This is a genomic window from Paraclostridium benzoelyticum (genome assembly GCF_001006285.1).
Taxonomy (GTDB): Bacteria; Bacillota; Clostridia; order Peptostreptococcales; family Peptostreptococcaceae; genus Paraclostridium; species Paraclostridium benzoelyticum.
In genome coordinates this window covers 1-14,195 of the sequence record NZ_LBBT01000165.1, presented here as the reverse complement: position 1 = coordinate 14,195, position 14,195 = coordinate 1, and the positions used below count along the sequence as shown (strand labels likewise).

The following is a 14,195-nucleotide window of genomic DNA, read 5'->3' as shown; positions in this document are numbered from 1 at the left end:
ATGATATTATATTCTTAACAAATGCTTATTTATATAAGCAAATATTTAGATATGGTGATACTAATGACTGATAGAGAAAAAGAAATTTTAAATATTTTAAAGAATGATCCTATGGTTTCACAGCAAACATTAGCTGACATGCTCAATATAACGAGATCTTCTGTTGCTGTACACATAACAAATTTGATGAAAAAAGGTTATATTAAAGGAAAAGGTTATATCATAAGCGCAAGCAAGTTTGTGACAGTTATAGGCGGAGCTAACGTCGATATCCAGGGTTCTCCAAGTAATACCCTTACAATGTTTGATTCAAATCCTGGAAAGATTGATATTTCTTTAGGAGGTGTTGGTCGAAATATTTGCGAAAACATTTCTAAACTTGGAGTAAATACAAAACTTATATCTGCTATTGGCAATGATATTTATGGAAGTCGTATATTAACAGAATGTAAGAAACTAAATATAGATGCATCCGATTGTTATATATCAGATTCATTTCCAACATCTATGTATTTATCAATTTTAAACAATGATCAAGATATGCAACTAGCTATATCTCATATGGATATAATTAATAAAATCGATGTTGACTATATTATTTCAAAGCATTCAGCTATAAAGGATTCATTAGCTATTGTATTGGATACGAACTTATCTTTCGATGTTGTTGATTATATAAGTAAAACTTACACAGATATACCTATCTTTATAGACACAGTTTCTACTCAAAAAAGTATGAAAATAAAAGATATTATAGGAAGATTTAATACTATAAAACCTAATAAGCTAGAAGCTGAGATACTATCAGGGATAGAGATAAACAACGAAGAAGATTTATATGAATGTGCAAAATACTTCCTAGGAAAAGGTGTTAAAAATGTTTTTATAACATTAGGTAAAGATGGTGTATTCTGCGCTAATGAGGAAAATCATTTATTAATTCCAGGCGTTAAGGTTGATACAGTTAGTGCTACAGGTGCCGGAGATGCATTTTTATCTGCACTAGTCTATGGATACCTGCATAATTTCAATTTAAAAGACACAGCTGAATTCGCAACAGCTGCTTCTATACTTACATTAATGCATAAAAATACTATTAATCCAAGTATGTCTGTTGATAGTGTTGAAAAAATTTTAAAGGAGATGATCTAAAATGTTAGAAAAATACTTAAATGTACATCCAGAGGTAAAAAAAGCTTTAGCAGAAGGTCTTCCAGTTGTAGCCTTAGAATCAACTATAATTTCTCATGGTATGCCTTATCCTAAAAATATAGAGATGGCTAAGACAGTTAGTAGAATAATTAGAGAAAATGGAGCTATTCCTGCTACTATAGCTATCATAAATGGAGTTTTAAAAGTAGGTCTTACAACTGAAGAAATTGAATTCCTAGGAACTAACAAAGATATTGTTAAAGCTAGTAGAAGAGATTTACCTTTTATCATATCTAAAAAACTAAATGGAGCTACTACAGTTGCTACTACAATGATATTGGCTAACTTAGCTGGAGTTAAAGTATTTGCTACAGGAGGTATAGGTGGTGTACATAGGGGAGCTCAAGAAACATTTGATATATCTGCTGATTTACAAGAATTAGCAAATACAAATGTTGCAGTAATTTGTGCAGGTGCTAAATCTATACTAGATATAGGTCTTACTCTAGAATATCTTGAAACTAATGGGGTTCCAGTTGTAGGTTTCGAAACTGAAGAATTCCCTGCATTCTACACTAGAAAAAGTGGATTTGGAGTTGATTATAAAGTTGAATCTTCTTTAGAAGTAGCTTCAGCATTAAAAGCTAAGTGGGATTTAAATCTAAAAGGTGGTATGGTAATAGGTAATCCAATACCTAAAGAATTTGAAATGGATTACGATACTATAAACAACGCTATTGAATCAGCTTTAAAAGAAGCTGAGGAAAAAAATATAGCTGGTAAGAAGGTAACACCATTCTTATTAGATAGAGTAAAAACTATCACAGAAGGAAAGAGCTTAGATGCTAATATAGAACTAGTTTATAATAACGCTAAGGTCGCAGCTCAAATAGCTAAAGACTTATCAGAGTTAAAATAAAAAAAGGAGCGTTAGCTCCTTTTTTTATTCTTCTTTTAAATTAGGAATTACTTTTTTTACTTCTTCCACTTGATGCCACGTCTTATCGATGTCGTTATCCTTAACGTAATCCTTTAAAGAATTTAATGATGTAAATTCTTTTGTAGATAGATTATCATCTTCATCAATGAATTTTAGTAAAAACATTTTATCTCCTTATTTTCCACAACATTTTTTGAATTTTTTACCGCTTCCGCATGGACAAGGCTCATTTCTTCCTATCTTGTCATCTTTAACTACTGTTTTTGTAGCTTTAAAAGCTTTTTGTAATTCTTTTTTCTTATCTTCTGATAATATTCCATTCCATCCTTCTAAGTTATATAACCAGTGAGCTTCTACTGCTACCATATTGTAGTATAACTTTTCCCAGTCTATTTCTAATTTTATTTCTGTATCAGCTTCTATAGTTTCTAATTTTTCTTCTGAAAATTCTTCTTTTAAACTTTCACTTATTCCGTCTATGAATCCCATCATGTATTCAACAGATGTATTGTGAGCAGCTGCTAAATCGCTAACTTTTCCTTCTATAACATCTTTTTTATTGTTTAATATTTCATTGTATATTTCTGTTTCTTTCTTTAAGTACTCTTCCCAGAACTTTATTTCTTCTTCTTGGCTATTGTGGTTTTCACTTAATGATCTCCATGTAGTATATAAACTCATTTTAATTTCCTCCTAGTTCATGAATAACTCATGCTTAATTATAAATATCTAACTCTTATATTATATCATAATTGAATAATTCTTTTAATACTTTTATAGCATAGTCCTGTTCTATAAAAAACGGGCTACTTGCAATAGTTATAACCTTAGCTCTATCTATATATTCTTTTATCTTATTTACTCTTAAATCATAGGATATATATTCCATATCTTTAGAAAATATATCTAAATCTATATCTAATACTATTTCACCATCAACATCTAAGTCAAATCCATAAGTGCTATCTATTATTACAACTTCTGAAAATATATCGTGATGTAATGCAGGTTTTATAAAGTTTCCTACATTTAAAACATAGTTTGTGTACCTAAATACATCATCCATATTATTTATATCAACGTTATAATCTTCGGGCTCTCTCATGTCTTTATGTTGATCTATGTGAACTAATTTACATCCTTTATTAAACATACCTTTTTTTAAACTTTTAATCCAAAAGTAAAAGGAGTGATTGTGATTATCAAAAATATAGATATCTTTATCTTTATAGTTAAACTTAACCATATTTTCTAATCCGATAGCATTTATTTCTTTATCAAAATCAATTTCACTAAATACTATTTTTTCTCCAACCTTTACAGAATCCAAATTTCCTTCTATCAACTTAGGAACAAATATTTTTTTATTTTTTCTTTCATCATAAGAAAATATATTATTCCCAACAGGTTTCTCTATATAAAATCCATTGTACTTTTCCATATTTAAACCTCAAATAAATTCCAAGGATATTCATTAGGTGGTTCACAGATAAATTCCATTTTTTCCTTAGTAGTCGGATGATCTATTTCAATTTTATAAGACCATAATGCTATTTGATCTCCAACTTTATTTATATTTTGACCATATCTTTGATCTCCAAATAGAGGATGTCTTCTGCTTGAGAATTGAACTCTTATTTGATGAGATCTTCCAGTTTTTAAATCAACTTCAACTAAGCTAAATTTATCTTTTTTGCCTAACGTAGTATAACTTAATTCTGCATTTTTAGCATCTTTATGATCTTTATTAACTACACTGACCATATTAGTCTTCTTATTTTTATAAAGAAAATCTTTTAAAGTATCTGCATCTTTTTTCATACTCCCATTTAATACAGCCCTGTATGTCTTTTTGAATGTTTTATTTCTGACTTGTTCAGATAGTCTAGATGCAGCTTTAGATGTCTTTGCAAACACCATCGCTCCACCTACAGGTCTATCTAGCCTATGTACAAGTCCTATAAACACATTTCCAGGTTTATTGTATTTAACTTTTACATATTGCTTCAAAAGATTAACCATATCTTTATCATTAGTATCATCACCTTGCGATAATATATTTACAGGCTTTTCTACAACTAATAAATGATTATCTTCATATAATACTTTTACCATTATTTAGACTCCCATCTTCCAAATATACCGCAAGGAAGAACTTTTCCATCTTTTGATGTAGGTAATCCTATTTCTCCACCATATATATTTCCACCTTTAGCATGCTTAGCAACTGTTGCATCTAATATATGCTCAAGTATAATTGGAGATAATCCTGTTGTGTATGAGTTTATTAAGAAGAATAAAGGCTTATCCGATAAAACTTTTGTACATAGTTCAACTAATCCATATAATTTTTCTTCTATTTGCCATACTTCACCTTTAGGACCTCTTCCATATGAAGGTGGATCCATTATTATAGCATCGTATTTATTTCCTCTTCTAATTTCTCTTTCTACAAACTTAACAACATCATCTACTATAAATCTTACTTTTCTATCTCCTAATCCAGAAGTTTGTAAATTTTCCTTTGCCCAAGTTACCATACCTTTAGATGCATCAACATGACATACTTCCGCTCCAGCAGCTGCACAAGCAACAGTTGCTCCACCTGTATATGCAAATAAATTTAAAACTTTTATAGGTCTACCAGCATTTTTTATCATATCCATTGACCAATCCCAGTTAGCAGCTTGCTCTGGGAATAATCCTGTATGCTTAAACCCAGTTGGACTTATATTGAATTTAAGGTTTTTATAACTTATTGTCCACTTTTCTGGATATTTCTTTTTATGTTCCCATTGACCTCCACCTCTACTACTTCTGTGGTAATGTCCATGTGGGTTTTTCCATAATCCTTTTTCTTCCGCAATTGGCCACATAACTTGAGGATCTGGTCTTCTTAAAACAACATTTCCCCAACGCTCTAATTTTTCTCCGTTACCCATATCTATAAGTTCATAATCTTTCCATTTATCAGCTAATAATAACATTGATTTCCTCCTAAAAAATTAATCTCAATTTATGTATTATATCATATTATTACTTGATATTTTGAGTATTTTAAAGAGTTTATATACTTATTCTTAAAATTTGGCAATACTATTGTATAATAGTATTGTATTAAAATTTTAAATGTTTACTTAGGAGGGGTTTTTTATGGCAAGTCAAAAAATTTTAGATGCATTAAACAATCAGCTTCAAATGGAGTTCTTCTCTGAATATTTTTATATGTCTATGGAGGCATACTTCATGGATAACAATTTAGATGGTTTTGCAAATTTCTTTAATGTACAGGCTAAAGAAGAAAGAGATCATGCTTATAAGTTATTCAATTACATAAGTAGAGCTGGTGGAAAAATAATTTTACAAGCTATTGAACAACCTAAAGCTGACTTTGAAAGTCCTTTAGAAGTATTTGAATTAGCTTTAAACCACGAAAAACTTATAACTAATTCAATTCATGAGTTAACTGATTTAGCAATATCTGAAAAAGATCACACAACATCTTCTTTCTTAAGATGGTTTATAGATGAGCAATCTGAAGAAGAAGAAAGCATGGAAAAAATAGTTAGAAAGTTAAGATTACTAAAAAATGATCCTGCTGGTCTTTTAATGATTGACCAAGAGTTAGCTCAAAGAACTTATGTACCAATAGCTCCAAATGCTTAAAATAAAAAAGCTGTTTAATAAATTTATTAAACAGCTTTTTTTATTATTTATTTATATAGTAAGTTTCGTTACCTGTAAATACTTTATTTACATCTTGTTGTTGTATTACTTTTCCATTTGCGATTAATTTTAAGTTACTTAACTCCCAATCATCACTTATAGATGTTAATTTTTCTTTTCTTATCCAATAGTTAGGTATATTATTTATATCTACTTCTTCTCCATCTTTTGTTTTTAATATATAGTTGTCTACTTGATTTCTTTCAAAGTCATTCCCTGCATTATCTAATTTCCATTCAAATTTCTTACCTTCATTTGTTTCAAATCCGAAATATACATTATCATCAGTTCCTGCGTATTTATTATCTGCAGTCTTTAATACTATATTAAATTCATTAGTTAATGAATCATTATCTCCTGTATTTACATTAGATACTTCATTCATGAATCTATATAAAAATCCAGCAGTACATACTTGAGAATTTTTTATAGCTTCTCTTCCAGAATAATCCCAATCATCCCAACTATGACTCATAGTTGAATGACTATAATATAAGTCTTTAGCTATCTTAGCATATTTTTTAGAGTTTTGTGTCATCCATTTATTAAAACTTGGATTTTCCATAGCTTCTTTATATACTCCTGATGTAGTATCATTTCCTGAAGTATTTAAAGCATAATTATCTTTTCTTTCTTCTACAAAAGTTTCATATTTAACATGTCCAGGACTATCCACTGCAGTTACATTAGAAGCATGGTATGGAGTATTTAAATCTCCTAGATAATGTAATCCCTGTCCTAAAAGGAATGTAGCTTCTTTAAAATTTCCCTTTTCCCATTCATCTTTAGCCAAAGCTGTAAATTTTCTAACTTGAGTTTCTGCAGTATCATATATAGGATATGATGCATACCAACTATTATCTATAGTAAAGTTGTTTCCAGTGTCAGGATCATAGAAATGATCTTGATATAGATCATATGCATTAGGATCGTAATCTGGATATGTAGACCCTAACTTTAAATCACCTAAGTGTTCATTTAAAATTTTAATATTATCCTTAATTTTCTGAGATTCATTTCCACTTAAATCATTATTCAGCATACTTAACCCATGTTCTGCTATTAATGAATGTGTTCCTGTTCCATCTTTTTTACCATCCCATGCATAAGAAGTCCCACCCATAAGAGTACATAACCCTAATACGCACAGTATATTCGATACTTTTTTTAAAGCTTTCATGTATTGACCTCCCTAATATCCTCTTGTGTTACATCTCTTTTATGTCAAATATTATCATTTTTTATTTTTTTAACAATGTTTTTGGACTAAAATATCGATATAAGGGAGTAAAATTAGAATTTTAAAAAAATATGGAGTTGTTTTAATTATCTAAAAACAACTCCATAATCTCTTAGTCTGCTATATTGTAAACTGCTAATCCATCTCTATTTATTTCTTTTTTCTTAACTTCTACTAAAGCTTTTAATGTATCCAACGAAGTCATTACTTCTGTTGAAAACTCCGTAGCTGTTCTTCTTATCTTGAACCCATCTCTAGTTGAGTCATTTCCTTTAGTAGGTGTATTTATTACTATATCAACTTGCTTGTTTCTTATAACATCTAATATGTTAGGTCTAGCTTCTTCTACTCTATTTACTATTGTAGCTTCTATTCCATTTTCTCTTAAAGATTCAGCCGTTCCTTCTGTTGCTACAAATGTATATCCTAACTCATTCATGTCTTTAGCTATTTCTATAAACTCATCTTTATCATAATTATTTATAGTTGCTAAAACAACACCTCTTTTATTAGACATCTTTTTACCAGCACCTAAGAATCCTTTGTATAAAGCTTCTTCTAAAGTTTCTCCTACTCCTAAAACTTCTCCTGTAGATTTCATTTCAGGCCCTAAGCTTACATCTACCTTGGCAAGTTTTGACATTGAAAATACTGGAACTTTTACAGATATTAACTTAGGCTCTTTATAAACTCCTGTTCCATATCCTAAATCTTTTAACTTAGCTCCTAACATACATTTCGTAGCTAAATCCACTATAGGCACCTTACTAACCTTACTTATATACGGAACTGTTCTACTTGCTCTTGGGTTAACTTCTATTATATACAGTTCTCCATGGAACTCTATAAACTGGATATTAACCATTCCTAATACGTTTAACTCTAAAGCAATTTTTTTCGTATAATCTAATATTTTTGCTTTTATTTCGTCACTTATGTTTTGACTTGGATACATTGTTATACTATCTCCAGAGTGAACTCCAGCTCTCTCTAAATGTTCCATTATACCCGGTATTAATATTTCTTCTCCATCACATATAGCATCTACTTCTATTTCTCTACCAGTTAAGTATTTATCTATAAGCACAGGATTTTTAGTATCTCTTAAAAATGCATCTTTTAAATATTGAGCTAACTTGTTTTCATCATAAGTTATTTCCATTCCTTGACCACCTAGAACATATGAAGGTCTAACAAGTACTGGATATCCTAACTTTTTAGCTTCTTCGATACCTTCGTTAACTGACCATATAGCTTTTCCTTTTGGTCTATTTATATCTAGTTTTTCTAATAACTCATCAAACTTCTCTCTATCTTCAGCTGCATCTATATCCTTGCAACTAGTTCCTAATATTTTTATTTTCTTTTCATCTAGGAATTTAGCTAATTTTATAGCTGTTTGCCCTCCAAATTGAAGTATAACTCCATCTGGATTTTCTTTTTCTATTATATTTAAAACTTCTTCTTCTGTTAGTGGTTCAAAGTATAATTTATCAGAAGTATCGAAGTCTGTACTTACTGTTTCTGGATTGTTATTTACTATTATAGTTTCTATTCCTTGTGCTCTTAAAGATTTTACACAGTGAACTGAGCAATAATCAAACTCTATACCTTGACCTATTCTTATTGGCCCAGACCCTAAAACTATTACTTTCTTCTTATCACTTACTACTACCTCATCGTATTGTTCGTAAGTTGAGTAGTAATATGGAGATAAAGCATCGAATTCTCCTCCACAAGTATCAACCATTTTATATGATGGGTTTATATTGTATAAACTTCTTAACTCATAAACTTTAGCTGGACTTATTTTCATTAAATCAGCTATTCCTTTATCTGAGAATCCTTTTTTCTTTAACTCTAGCAAATATTCTTTATTTAAATCTTCAATATGCATTCCTCTTAACTTTTCTTCTTGTTCTACTATCCACTTAAATTTATTTATAAACCACTTATCAACCCCAGTGATTTGTTCTATCATTTCTATCTTATAGCCTCTTCTTATCATTTCAGCTAAATCGAATAGTCTTTCATCATCAGGAACTACTACTCTTGCTTTTAGTTCTTCTATGCTTCTGTCTTCAGATACCTTATGAACTAATGAGTATTTTCCTATTTCAAGAGATCTGATTCCTTTAAGTATAGCCGCTTCAAAATTACTTCCTATACTCATTATTTCTCCTGTAGCCATCATCTTTGTTCCTAACTTTCTGTTAGCTTGTTTAAATTTATCAAATGGCCATTTAGGTATTTTTACAACTACATAATCTAATGTAGGTTCAAAACATGCATAAGTCTTTTTAGTAACAGCATTTTGTATTTCATCTAATGTATATCCTAATGCAATTTTAGCCGCAACCTTAGCTATTGGATATCCTGTAGCCTTTGATGCAAGTGCAGAAGATCTACTTACTCTTGGGTTTATTTCTATTATTGCATACTCTAAACTGTGAGGATTTAAAGCTATTTGAACATTACATCCCCCTTGAACTTCTATAGCATTTATTATATCTATTGATGCTTTTCTAAGCATTTGATATTCTTTATCACTTAAAGTTTGGCTCGGTGCTACTACTATACTGTCTCCTGTATGAACTCCAACTGGATCTATATTTTCCATATTACATACTGTTATACAGTTACCATTAGAGTCTCTCATTACTTCATACTCTATTTCTTTCCAACCTTTTATACTTTTTTCAAGTAGTACTTGGCTTACTGGACTTAACTGTAATCCTTGTGAAAGTATTTCTGTTAGCTCTTCCTCGTTATCAGCTATACCTCCTCCAGTTCCACCTAGAGTGTATGCAGGTCTTACTACTACCGGATATCCTATTTTTTCTGCAAATGATAACCCATCATCTAAGTTAGTTACTATATCACTAATAACTACTGGTTGATTTATTTCTTTCATTACTTCTCTAAATAAATCTCTGTCTTCACCTTTTTTTATAGAATCTATAGAAGTTCCTAAAACTCTTACATTATATTTATCAAGTATTCCTGCATCATGAAGTTCAACAGCTAAGTTAAGTCCTGTTTGACCTCCCATTCCTGCTAATATACTATCTGGTCTTTCTTTTTCTATTATTTTTTCTATAAATTCTATTGTTAATGGTTCTATGTATATCTTATCCGCTACTTCTTCATCAGTCATTATTGTAGCTGGGTTACTATTTATTAAAACAACTTCTATTCCCTCTTCTTTTAAAGCTTGGCAAGCTTGTGTTCCTGAATAGTCAAACTCAGCTGCTTGTCCTATTATTATCGGTCCTGAACCTAGTACTAATGTCTTTTTTATATTATCTATTTTAGGCATAATTTATTTCTCCTTATCTAAGTTAATTTAAACAATCGCTTATATTAGTGCTAAAAACTTATCAAATATATAATCATTGTCTTTTGGCCCTGGACAAGCCTCTGGGTGGTACTGAACACTGTATATTGGTAATTCTTTATGTCTCATACCTTCAACAGTATTATCATTTAAATTTATATGTGTTACTTCCATGTTTTCTGGCATTCTAGATACATAATATCCATGATTTTGAGATGTTATATATACTTTCTGGTCTTCTAAATCTTTAACTGGATGATTTCCACCTCTATGTCCAAACTTAAGTTTTCCTGTTTGACCTCCAAGTGTTAAAGCTAGTAATTGATGTCCTAAGCATATACCTGCTATAGGTTTTTTACCTATTAATTCTTTTATATTTTTTATAACATCTTCTAAATCTTCTGGATCTCCAGGTCCATTAGATAAGAATATTAAATCGGGATTTTCCTTAAGTATTTCATCAGCACTTGTTGTTGCTGGGAATACAACTAAATCGCATCCTCTTGCTTTAAATGATCTTAGTATATTCTGTTTAACCCCAAAGTCCATAACTGCTACTTTAGGTCCATTTCCTTCTATATATTCTTTCTCTTTTCTAGTAACTGTTTTAACAGCTTCTGTATTTGAGAATTTTCCTATTTTAGAAACAACATCTTCTAATGTAAAGTTTTCTAAAGTTATTATTCCTCTCATAGTTCCATTATTTCTTAAAATCTTAGTTAATGCTCTTGTATCTATTCCTTCAAGTCCTATAATTTTATTTTGTTTCAAATAAGTGTCTATATCCATTTCACATCTAAAGTTATTTGGATTATCTGACTTTTCTCTTACTATAAACCCCTTCACATGAACTCCTGATGATTCTACATCCTCTAAATTTATTCCATAGTTTCCTATTAGCGGGTAAGTCATTGTTACTATTTGACCATAGTATGATGGGTCTGTTAAAACTTCTCCATATCCTGTCATTGAAGTGTTAAAGACTACCTCTCCTACACTATCCTTTAAATATCCAAAAGCTTTGCCTTCAAATATAGTTCCATCTTCTAATATTAATCTAGCTTTCATAACTTACCTCCCTTTAAGCATTTTCTATTTCATTTATTATTTTTTCAGCAGCTTCACTTGGATTTTCTGCCTTAGTTATAGGTCTCCCAACAACTAAATAGTGAGCTCCTTTATTTATAGCATCTTTTGGTGTAACAACTCTTTTTTGATCTCCATCATCAGCGGTCTTAGGTCTTATTCCTGGACATACTGTAACAAACTCACTTCCACAAGAGTCTACTATTCTATCAACCTCTTGAGCAGAACAAACTATTCCATCTATACCAGCTTCTTTAGCTAGTTTAGCTCTTTTTATTGCTAATTCTTGAGTTGTCATATTGCATCCTATATCTTGTAAATCTCTATCGCTTAAAGAAGTTAATACTGTAACTCCTACTATTATTGGTTTTTCTATTCCTAATTTTTCCGCTTCTTCTTTTGCAGCTAATGCACACTGTCTCATACCTTCCATATCAGAAACATGGATTGTCATTAACCAAACATTATCTCTTACTGCTGCTCTTACTGCACTTTGCATTGTATTTGGAATATCATGAAACTTTAAATCTAAAAATATTTTTTTACCTTTTTCTTTTAAATAATCTACAGTTTTCCCTCTTGTTGCTACATATTGTTCTAACCCAACCTTAAATATATCAACACTATTTTCTAGCTTATCTATTAATTCCTTAGCTTTATCAAAGTCGTTAGTATCTATAGCTACAATCAGCTTGTCTTTTCCATTTATCATTTTACTCTCTCCTTTTTTATATAAAGCCCCTAATATCATAAAAATCCTTACACCTATAGAGGTGTAAGGATTCAATATTTCATAACGATTTTTTGTTATGATGATATCTTTCCCAGCCTCTCTGGACTAGTTTAAAAGACTTTATTATTTGATTTTTACATTATAAATAAAAAAACCTCTAACTAATCCAGTTAGAGGTTATATGTACACAAATTAAACATATCTTCATATATAACCTTACTAGCCTCTCTGGACTACTTTCAAGGAAGTTTTATTTTCATTTTTATCAAACTCGCTTAATATCCTCTCGGGATAATTTAAAGCTTTCTCTTTTTTATAATTATTACATTTATTTATAGTCATGTCAACTATTTTTAAAACCTTTACATAGTAAGCTAAACTAAAATACTATCTATAGTTTTTTTCAACAGTAATAAAGATACGTAGCATTTATTACCACCTTCCATAGTGATAATTCTCTGTTTTTTATCTATACTTTTAACTTTTAATTTATTTATTATATAAGATTTATGACATCTGATAAATCTATTATCTAACTGAGATTCTAGCTCTTTTAAAGTACCACTAAATTCTATATAACTATTTTCTGTTCTAAGAGCTATAAATCTTTTTTTACACGTTTCAAAATATAAAATATCATCATATTTAACTTTTTCTATTTTATCTACTTTATCAATAAAAAAACAATCTTCTTCTAATTCATTCTTTATCTTTTCATTTGCAACTAATATACATTCCTTGACTCTTTTACTTACTTCTTCAAAATTTTCTTTAACTATATAATCTATAGCCCCTATATGATATTTAAAAGTAAGATGACTCATATCTTTATGTGATGTAATTATAACTATAATAGCTTTTGTATCTATTTCATTTATTTGTTTAGCTAGCTGAATTCCATTCACATCTCCACCAATATTAATATCTAAGAAATATATTCCTCTATCCTTAAACTCTGATATATGACTTAAAATTTCTTGTGACGAATCAGTAGATAATGTTATTTCTCCACCTATATCTTCAATTTCTAAAATAGATAATATAGACTCTTCTAGCTTACGCCTTTGCTCTTTATCATCCTCACATATAAATATCCTCATCCTAACTCCTCCTTATTTATATATATCTAACTGTTGAATAAACTCATCTTCAATTTTTATATTAAAAAATGCATTATCATAATTTTTTAATATATCTTTTAGATTGCTTAAACCCATTCCTCTTTCTTCTCCCTTTGATGAAAATCCTTTTTCAAATAATAACGATATATCTTCAACCTTTTGCTTATATGTATTTGAAATAATTATAGATGTAAGATTTGTTTTTTCTAAAATTAAAATATTCAGAGATGGGTTTTGAGACTCCAAACAAGCCTCTATACTATTATCTAAAAGGATCCCTAATATCCTACATAAATCCAATATATTAAAATTAACTTCTGATATGACATGTGGAATATGTAAGTTTGTTTTTATTTTGTTTTTTTCAGCTTGTATTAACTTAGAAGCTACTACCCCTTTAACTTCTATACACTCTATATTACCTATTGATGACCACGTTAAATTAAATAAATCTAATTCCTTACTTAAGCATTCAATATGCGAATAAAAAAACTTTTTCAACCCATCTAAATCATTAGATTCTATATGTCCACACATAGATAACATTATATTTTTATAATCATGCCTAAATTTTTTCATTTCATTAGTTGCATATTCTAACTTTTTATTATACTCATCTATTTCTTTAATCCTTTTTTGATTATTTATTAACATAATAAGAAATATAGTACATAAAAAAGTTATAAAATACATAAATGGCAATACTCCATTTCTGTCCATTTCTAATCCCAGTGCACAAACTACATTCGTTTGGCTATTTGTTTCAAAGTATATGCAAATAGATAATATACTCGTTAATATAATTAATACTTGAAGTTTAAATCTATCTAATATACTAAATTCTTCTATATTATTTATAA

The 14,195-nt window shown here is 29.4% G+C and carries 14 protein-coding genes; 3 read left to right on the top strand and 11 right to left on the bottom strand.

Annotation, left to right across the window (positions count from 1 at the left end):
• Positions 1-63: 63 nt before the first annotated feature.
• Together VN21_RS07595 and VN21_RS07590 are read left to right on the top strand one after the other, a co-directional pair.
• The gene (locus tag VN21_RS07595) at positions 64-1,152 is read left to right on the top strand and encodes a PfkB family carbohydrate kinase (RefSeq protein WP_046822722.1); all 1,089 of its coding nucleotides are present in this window, start codon (positions 64-66) and stop codon (positions 1,150-1,152) included.
• Position 1,153: 1 nt separating this feature from the next.
• Positions 1,154-2,071, top strand: a complete 918-nt coding sequence (locus VN21_RS07590) for a pseudouridine-5'-phosphate glycosidase (RefSeq protein ID WP_046822721.1) — start codon at positions 1,154-1,156, stop codon at positions 2,069-2,071.
• A 24-nt stretch (positions 2,072-2,095) separates the two neighbouring features.
• Here VN21_RS07590 and VN21_RS18845 read toward each other — a convergent pair whose 3' ends face one another.
• The 5 genes from VN21_RS18845 to VN21_RS07570 are packed head-to-tail and all read right to left on the bottom strand — an operon-like array spanning position 2,096 to position 5,079.
• Positions 2,096-2,257 (bottom strand): hypothetical protein, encoded by a 162-nt coding sequence (locus VN21_RS18845; protein WP_021428093.1) that lies wholly within the window; start codon positions 2,255-2,257, stop codon positions 2,096-2,098.
• A 9-nt stretch (positions 2,258-2,266) separates the two neighbouring features.
• Entirely contained in the window at positions 2,267-2,773 is a 507-nt protein-coding gene (locus tag VN21_RS07585; protein WP_021428058.1) for an SEC-C metal-binding domain-containing protein, read from the bottom strand.
• A 55-nt stretch (positions 2,774-2,828) separates the two neighbouring features.
• Positions 2,829-3,533, bottom strand: a complete 705-nt coding sequence (locus VN21_RS07580) for a peptide arginase family protein (RefSeq protein ID WP_046822720.1) — start codon at positions 3,531-3,533, stop codon at positions 2,829-2,831.
• Between the two features lie 2 nt (positions 3,534-3,535).
• On the bottom strand, positions 3,536-4,207 hold the full coding sequence (locus VN21_RS07575) for an RluA family pseudouridine synthase (RefSeq protein ID WP_025161791.1): 672 nt from the start codon (positions 4,205-4,207) through the stop codon (positions 3,536-3,538).
• Positions 4,207-5,079, bottom strand: coding sequence for a class I SAM-dependent methyltransferase (locus VN21_RS07570; protein ID WP_021428001.1), 873 nt, complete (start codon positions 5,077-5,079; stop codon positions 4,207-4,209). The genes VN21_RS07575 and VN21_RS07570 overlap by 1 nt, the downstream gene beginning before the upstream one ends.
• 166 nt (positions 5,080-5,245) lie before the next feature.
• Here VN21_RS07570 and VN21_RS07565 point away from each other — a divergent pair, with 166 nt between their 5' ends.
• Entirely contained in the window at positions 5,246-5,758 is a 513-nt protein-coding gene (locus tag VN21_RS07565; RefSeq protein WP_046822719.1) for a ferritin, read from the top strand.
• A 43-nt stretch (positions 5,759-5,801) separates the two neighbouring features.
• Here VN21_RS07565 and VN21_RS07560 read toward each other — a convergent pair whose 3' ends face one another.
• The 6 genes from VN21_RS07560 to VN21_RS07535 all read right to left on the bottom strand — a co-directional run.
• The gene (locus VN21_RS07560) at positions 5,802-6,998 is read right to left on the bottom strand and encodes a phospholipase C (protein ID WP_046822718.1); all 1,197 of its coding nucleotides are present in this window, start codon (positions 6,996-6,998) and stop codon (positions 5,802-5,804) included.
• A gap of 172 nt (positions 6,999-7,170) precedes the next feature.
• Entirely contained in the window at positions 7,171-10,377 is a 3,207-nt protein-coding gene (gene carB, locus VN21_RS07555) for a carbamoyl-phosphate synthase large subunit (protein WP_046822717.1), read from the bottom strand.
• A 39-nt stretch (positions 10,378-10,416) separates the two neighbouring features.
• Complete coding sequence (gene carA / locus VN21_RS07550; RefSeq protein WP_046822716.1) at positions 10,417-11,463, bottom strand: glutamine-hydrolyzing carbamoyl-phosphate synthase small subunit; 1,047 nt, start codon at positions 11,461-11,463, stop codon at positions 10,417-10,419.
• 13 nt (positions 11,464-11,476) lie between these two features.
• On the bottom strand, positions 11,477-12,193 hold the full coding sequence (gene pyrF / locus VN21_RS07545) for an orotidine-5'-phosphate decarboxylase (protein ID WP_046822740.1): 717 nt from the start codon (positions 12,191-12,193) through the stop codon (positions 11,477-11,479).
• Between the two features lie 395 nt (positions 12,194-12,588).
• On the bottom strand, positions 12,589-13,314 hold the full coding sequence (locus VN21_RS07540; RefSeq protein ID WP_021428081.1) for a LytR/AlgR family response regulator transcription factor: 726 nt from the start codon (positions 13,312-13,314) through the stop codon (positions 12,589-12,591).
• A gap of 12 nt (positions 13,315-13,326) precedes the next feature.
• The coding region (locus VN21_RS07535; RefSeq protein ID WP_152650784.1) for a sensor histidine kinase at positions 13,327-14,195 on the bottom strand (869 nt) is incomplete at its 5' end.

Coding starts and splice junctions, on each gene's coding strand:
- VN21_RS07585 (WP_021428058.1), bottom strand. CDS start 2,773: ATGAGTTTATATACTACATGGAGATCATTAAGTGAAAACCACAATAGC.
- VN21_RS07590 (WP_046822721.1), top strand. CDS start 1,154: ATGTTAGAAAAATACTTAAATGTACATCCAGAGGTAAAAAAAGCTTTA.
- VN21_RS07595 (WP_046822722.1), top strand. CDS start 64: ATGACTGATAGAGAAAAAGAAATTTTAAATATTTTAAAGAATGATCCT.
- VN21_RS07570 (WP_021428001.1), bottom strand. CDS start 5,079: ATGTTATTATTAGCTGATAAATGGAAAGATTATGAACTTATAGATATG.
- VN21_RS07580 (WP_046822720.1), bottom strand. CDS start 3,533: ATGGAAAAGTACAATGGATTTTATATAGAGAAACCTGTTGGGAATAAT.
- VN21_RS07560 (WP_046822718.1), bottom strand. CDS start 6,998: ATGAAAGCTTTAAAAAAAGTATCGAATATACTGTGCGTATTAGGGTTA.
- VN21_RS07575 (WP_025161791.1), bottom strand. CDS start 4,207: ATGGTAAAAGTATTATATGAAGATAATCATTTATTAGTTGTAGAAAAG.
- carB (WP_046822717.1), bottom strand. CDS start 10,377: ATGCCTAAAATAGATAATATAAAAAAGACATTAGTACTAGGTTCAGGA.
- VN21_RS07540 (WP_021428081.1), bottom strand. CDS start 13,314: ATGAGGATATTTATATGTGAGGATGATAAAGAGCAAAGGCGTAAGCTA.
- VN21_RS18845 (WP_021428093.1), bottom strand. CDS start 2,257: ATGTTTTTACTAAAATTCATTGATGAAGATGATAATCTATCTACAAAA.
- carA (WP_046822716.1), bottom strand. CDS start 11,463: ATGAAAGCTAGATTAATATTAGAAGATGGAACTATATTTGAAGGCAAA.
- VN21_RS07565 (WP_046822719.1), top strand. CDS start 5,246: ATGGCAAGTCAAAAAATTTTAGATGCATTAAACAATCAGCTTCAAATG.
- pyrF (WP_046822740.1), bottom strand. CDS start 12,193: ATGATAAATGGAAAAGACAAGCTGATTGTAGCTATAGATACTAACGAC.